Consider the following 4,694-nt stretch of genomic DNA (forward strand, 5'->3'; position numbering starts at 1 on the left):
GTGGTATCACCTGGAATCGAACCAGGGACACAAGGATTTTCAGTCCTTTGCTCTACCGACTGAGCTATGACACCATCGTTTTTGCGTCTGCAAATGTAGGAATTATATCTATATTACCAAATGAATCATTTATTTTTTATTCGGAGAACGGAATCTTACCCGCGAAGAGACGTAAATCATCAGGAGTAACAAAGGCAACGAAGCGTAGGGAACGGACGGTTGTACGATGAACCAGAGCGGAATGCCTGCGACGAGAATCCACGTATATACCTGTAAATATTTTGTTGCGAAACGGGGCAATTGCCTGCGGTACAACAATGGTAAAACAAGTAAATTGAGCGGATTGGCCCATACCAGGTTGTAATTGGGGGCAGTCATCGGATGCTCGGTAAAGCCGCCTAAGAACACCAGCAGTATTCCTATAAGTCCCGAAGCCGAAAAGAGAAGCAGCGCGACGGTCGATAACAGGCAGCGGTTACGGTAACGGTGCAACACGCCTATTAAGAGCAACGCGGCGATCCAGAATACAAAAAGCGGGGAGAGGTACCACGGATTTGAGAGCGTGACGGGCTCTTCCTCAAACAGCATTTCGGTCGGGCTGACCAGCGGTGCGCCGTTCAGCGTGGCGGAAGCCAGCCCTTCCTCCAGGTAATCGGGAAGGAACATATATTGATAGGGAGTGGCAGTCCGGTTGCCGGGCTGGGCTAAAATCGTATGAATGCCCCATTTTACCCACGGCATGCGCCGCAAATATTCATCCAGCAGATTCCAGAAACTTTTGTCCTCGTCCGGAAGATGCCATTGAATCTTTTGGGAGGTCGCTTTCTCAAGAATATCCCGCACCCGGGTGGAGCAGTTGTCATATAGGAAATTGTACAGATAAGTGCGGTTTTCAGGGCGGCAGTTCTCCGCAAGCAGATTGACCAATTGCTGTTTTTGCACGGAATCCAGCAAAAGAAGCTGGGAGCGGACGCTCCGGTTGTCGAAAATGTAGGCTTGGAGGAAATGCTCGTACGAAGTAACGCTAAGCTGATAGGGAAGTAATCCTTGTGCATATTTCAGGTAGAAATGTTCGGTACGGAAATCGAATGTCCCGTAATTGAAAACCACATCTACATCGGTTTCCGGATGCTGGAGTCGGATGGCCGTGTGACCGAACAGTGAATACAGTTCGCTGCCCGGCGAGCAGGTCAGTACGCTGATGCGGGTGTTTTCCGATACGGTCAGTGCCTTGCCGGAAAGACTGAAACAGCACAGTGCGAGCAGCAGGAGCGTCGCGGGATTAAAATATCTTCTTATCATATTCCACATGGCATAAAAACAATCCTTTGGCAGGAACGGAGGAACCTGCATTACAACGGTTCCTGGATTCTATAATACGTCTGAAATCCGCCGGCGTCAGCTTGCCTTGTCCGATTTCAACCAAAGTGCCGACGATGGCGCGCACCATGTTCCGTAGAAAGCGGTCGGCCTGTATCGTAAAGACCAGTTGTCTGCCCGTATCCTGCCACTGGGCTTGCATAATCGTGCAGTTATTGGTCTTCACATCCGTATGCAGTTTGGAGAAACTGGTAAAATCTGTGTACTCGAACAAGAGGCGGCACGCTTCGTTCATCCTGTCGATGTCGGGGAGAGGGTGCACCTTCCACGCATAGTCGCAGGTAAACGGGTCTTTCTCTTTGTCGATAAAGTATTGGTACGTGCGGGACAGGGCAGAAAAGCGGGCGTGGGCGTCCGGCGCTACCGCATAGATTCGGCGGATGGCAATATCCGGGCCGGTCATCCGGTTCAGCTTATAAGCCGTCTGTGCCGGGTCGGTGAGGGGTGTCCGGGTATCGAAATGGGCTACGTAGAACGAAGCATGCACGCCGGCATCCGTGCGTCCGGCACCTGTGACCTGAATCTCTTCCCGCAACAGGGTGCTCAACGCCTCATTCAGCGTTTCCTGAATCGTCACGGCTCCCGGCTGGATTTGCCAGCCGTGGTAATTTTTGCCGTTATATGCCAATTCCATAAAATAGCGTGCCATGTGCTTAGCGGATAGCTTGTGTAACAATCTGGCCGATTATTTTGAGCCCTTGCTCGATTCGTTCCTCCGGCATATTGGAATAGTTAAGCCGCAGGGTATTCTCTTTGTGTTCGTTCGGGAAGAAAGAGCCGCCCGGCACGAAAGCAATCTTTTGCTCGAGGCATTTCGTCAGAATATCGCGGGCGGAAATGGACGGGGGCAGTTCGAGCCATGTGAACAACCCGCCTTCCGGACGCGTGAACCGGACTTCTGCGGGGAAATACTTTTCCAGGCAGGCAACGGCAACGTCCCGCCGTTGTCTGTACACCTTGACAATTCGCCCGATATGCGCGTCGATGTCGTATTTTTTCAGGTACTCGGCGATGGTCATTTGGGCAATGGTGTTGCATTGCAGGTCGGTACCCTGTTTCACCAAAACATATTTCCTGATAAGCTCCTTTTCACCTGCCATCCAGCCGATGCGGAAACCGGGACAGAAGATTTTTGAAAACGTTCCGGCACACAGTACATTGCCCGTCCGGTCGAAAGACTTGACCGAAGGGTAGGCCTCACCTTCAAAGCGCAGTTCTTCGTAAGGATTATCCTCAATGACGGCCACATTATAGCGGGCGGAAATCTCCGCCAGTTGCTTGCGCCGTTCCAGGTTCCACGTCTTGCCCGTCGGATTCTGAAACGTCGGAATGGCATAAACCAACTTTGCCCGGGGCGTCTTTTGCAATACCTCCTCCAGCACATCCGTGCGCATCCCGTGTTCGTCGGTCGGAATCTCGATAAAGCGGCACCCGTAAGCCTTGAAAGCATTGAGGGCAGCCAGGTAGGTCGGACTTTCGCACAGCACCACATCGCCTTCGTCGAGGAATACTTTTCCTGACAAATCCAATCCTTGCTGCGAACCGTGTGTAATCAGTATATTATCCTTGTCGAAGTGCGTCCCCAGGCGGCTGTTCATCCGTTGGGCAATCCATTCCCGTAGGGGGGCGTATCCTTCCGTTGTTGTATACTGGAGGGCCTTGCTACCCATTTTTTCAAGGACAATCCGGGTCGTATCTTCAATCTCCCGGATGGGGAAAAGTTCGGGGGCGGGCAGTCCTCCGGCAAAGGAAATAACGCCGTCCTGTTCCGTCACCTTCAGGATTTCCCGAATCTCCGACGCTTTCAGGGAAGCCATGCGTTTGGCAAGATTCAAAGCCATAGGAATTATATTTGAATTAGCGGCCGTAAAATTAGACAATTAAATAAAAAAAGCCCCCAATGCTGCGGAGAACTTTGGAGGCTTTTTGGTTTGAACGGGGGGAGATTACTGTGCGTCGATGTAAGAAATGGTATACACGGTGACGCTTTCAACCTCATTGCTTGTCGTGTCGTAGCCGGTTATGGTTACTTTGACAACATTCCCCTCGCTGTCGCTTTTGTACTGGTACAAGTAGTAATAACTTTCTTCCGGGTCGCTCTCTTTGACGGGCAAATTGGCGCTGCGTTTCCCGAAATAACCGAACGGTTTGAGTCCGGAGCCGTCGAATGCAAGGCAAGTCATCCATTCGGTCTGGGCGAACAGGTAGGTGAAATCCAGATTGGCATTGTTTGGCAGTTCGCCGTATTCTATTGTACTGAAATTATCTTCTCCGGAACCGATGACTTTGACCAGATTGCCGTCCTGCCATTCTGCCTGTTCTTTGTATTTGGGCTGGGATTCGGCGTCCCATATTTCAGAGGAAAGGAAGTAGCCGTTTGCATCGTATGTGATTTTGCCTTCGGTGACTTCGCCGTCCTCTTCTTGTTTCCAGGTTTCGACATTCCCGTCCTGGTTTAAGGTATAGATGCCGGTTTCTTCGGTTGTATATCCGTCTATTTTCCAAACGGATGAGTAAGTAATTGTATTTTCGGAATAGGTGAAGGAATCTTTTATGTCATAAGTTTCTTCGCCCGTAGTTGTGCCGGTCATGGAAACGAGGCGGTTTTGGGCGTCATATTCAAAGGTCATTTCGCTGTTTTCCTTCTCTTCCTCGGAATAGTCCTCTGAATTCATGACGATTTTGCCAACCAGCTTTTTGTTCGGGGTGGGCACCGTCGGTTCTTCCTCTTTGGTGGGGACTTTGCCGTCCTCTGTCTTACCGTCCTGTTCAACACTGATAGTGGTTTCCGAGCCTCCGCAGCGGATAATAATCACCGCCTGGCGGGTTATGCCCGAATAGTTCACTTCAAACGTTATGGTCAATGTAATATTACCGGCTTCACCTGCGGCGGGAGAGAGGGTTATCCAGTTCTGCTCCTCTTCGGCTTCTGCACTCTTGTAATTTATTTCCGTGCTCCAGGTTTCCGCCGCTGTGAAGGAGATAGTCCGTTCCGTTTCGTCGGCAAAAGCGGATTGGGTCAGTTGCTCTTGGCTGATTTCGAGTTTTTCGTTTGGGTTCTCTTTTTCGTCTTTGTCATCGTCACTGCACGCGGTCAAGGCGTTAAAGCCTAATGTAACCAGTGCTAAATAAAAAAGTCGTTTCATCTTGATTGTTAATTAGTTGTTTAATTTAAAAATTTTGATGTTTTTTTTCAATCTTCTATCGTGCTTATTCTTACCAAGTTTCGGAAAATATCCAAAAAATAGGGGTTCTTGTAACTGCTTGTTTTTAAACGAAATACACGACCAAAAAAAGGGTTCGTTTAAAATGGC

4 protein-coding genes and 1 tRNA gene are annotated in these 4,694 nt (G+C 49.8%); all 5 read right to left on the reverse strand.

Going from position 1 to position 4,694, the window contains the following annotated elements; genetic code table 11:
* Position 1 precedes the first annotated feature (1 nt).
* Positions 2 to 74, reverse strand: a tRNA-Phe gene (locus NFR61_RS10960).
* Between the two features lie 55 nt (positions 75 to 129).
* Complete coding sequence (locus tag NFR61_RS10965) at positions 130 to 1,302, reverse strand: lipoprotein N-acyltransferase Lnb domain-containing protein (RefSeq protein ID WP_251624070.1); 1,173 nt, start codon at positions 1,300 to 1,302, stop codon at positions 130 to 132.
* Positions 1,283 to 2,029, reverse strand: a complete 747-nt coding sequence (gene truA, locus NFR61_RS10970; protein WP_251624077.1) for a tRNA pseudouridine(38-40) synthase TruA — start codon at positions 2,027 to 2,029, stop codon at positions 1,283 to 1,285. Before truA ends, NFR61_RS10965 begins: the two co-directional genes overlap by 20 nt.
* A 4-nt stretch (positions 2,030 to 2,033) precedes the next feature.
* Complete coding sequence (locus NFR61_RS10975) at positions 2,034 to 3,221, reverse strand: aminotransferase-like domain-containing protein (protein ID WP_251624079.1); 1,188 nt, start codon at positions 3,219 to 3,221, stop codon at positions 2,034 to 2,036.
* Between the two features lie 105 nt (positions 3,222 to 3,326).
* A complete protein-coding gene (locus NFR61_RS10980; RefSeq protein ID WP_251624081.1) occupies positions 3,327 to 4,526 on the reverse strand; it encodes a BACON domain-containing protein in 1,200 nt (399 codons plus the stop codon).
* Between the last annotated feature and the right edge of the window lie 168 nt (positions 4,527 to 4,694).

The organism is Odoribacter lunatus, from assembly GCF_943193135.1.
Classification (GTDB): domain Bacteria; phylum Bacteroidota; class Bacteroidia; order Bacteroidales; family Marinifilaceae; genus Culturomica; species Culturomica lunata.

Excerpts from the sequence above, each read along its gene's own strand:
- NFR61_RS10965 (WP_251624070.1), bottom strand. The coding sequence starts at position 1,302 with ATGATAAGAAGATATTTTAATCCCGCGACGCTCCTGCTGCTCGCACTG.
- truA (WP_251624077.1), bottom strand. The coding sequence starts at position 2,029 with ATGGCACGCTATTTTATGGAATTGGCATATAACGGCAAAAATTACCAC.
- NFR61_RS10975 (WP_251624079.1), bottom strand. The coding sequence starts at position 3,221 with ATGGCTTTGAATCTTGCCAAACGCATGGCTTCCCTGAAAGCGTCGGAG.
- NFR61_RS10980 (WP_251624081.1), bottom strand. The coding sequence starts at position 4,526 with ATGAAACGACTTTTTTATTTAGCACTGGTTACATTAGGCTTTAACGCC.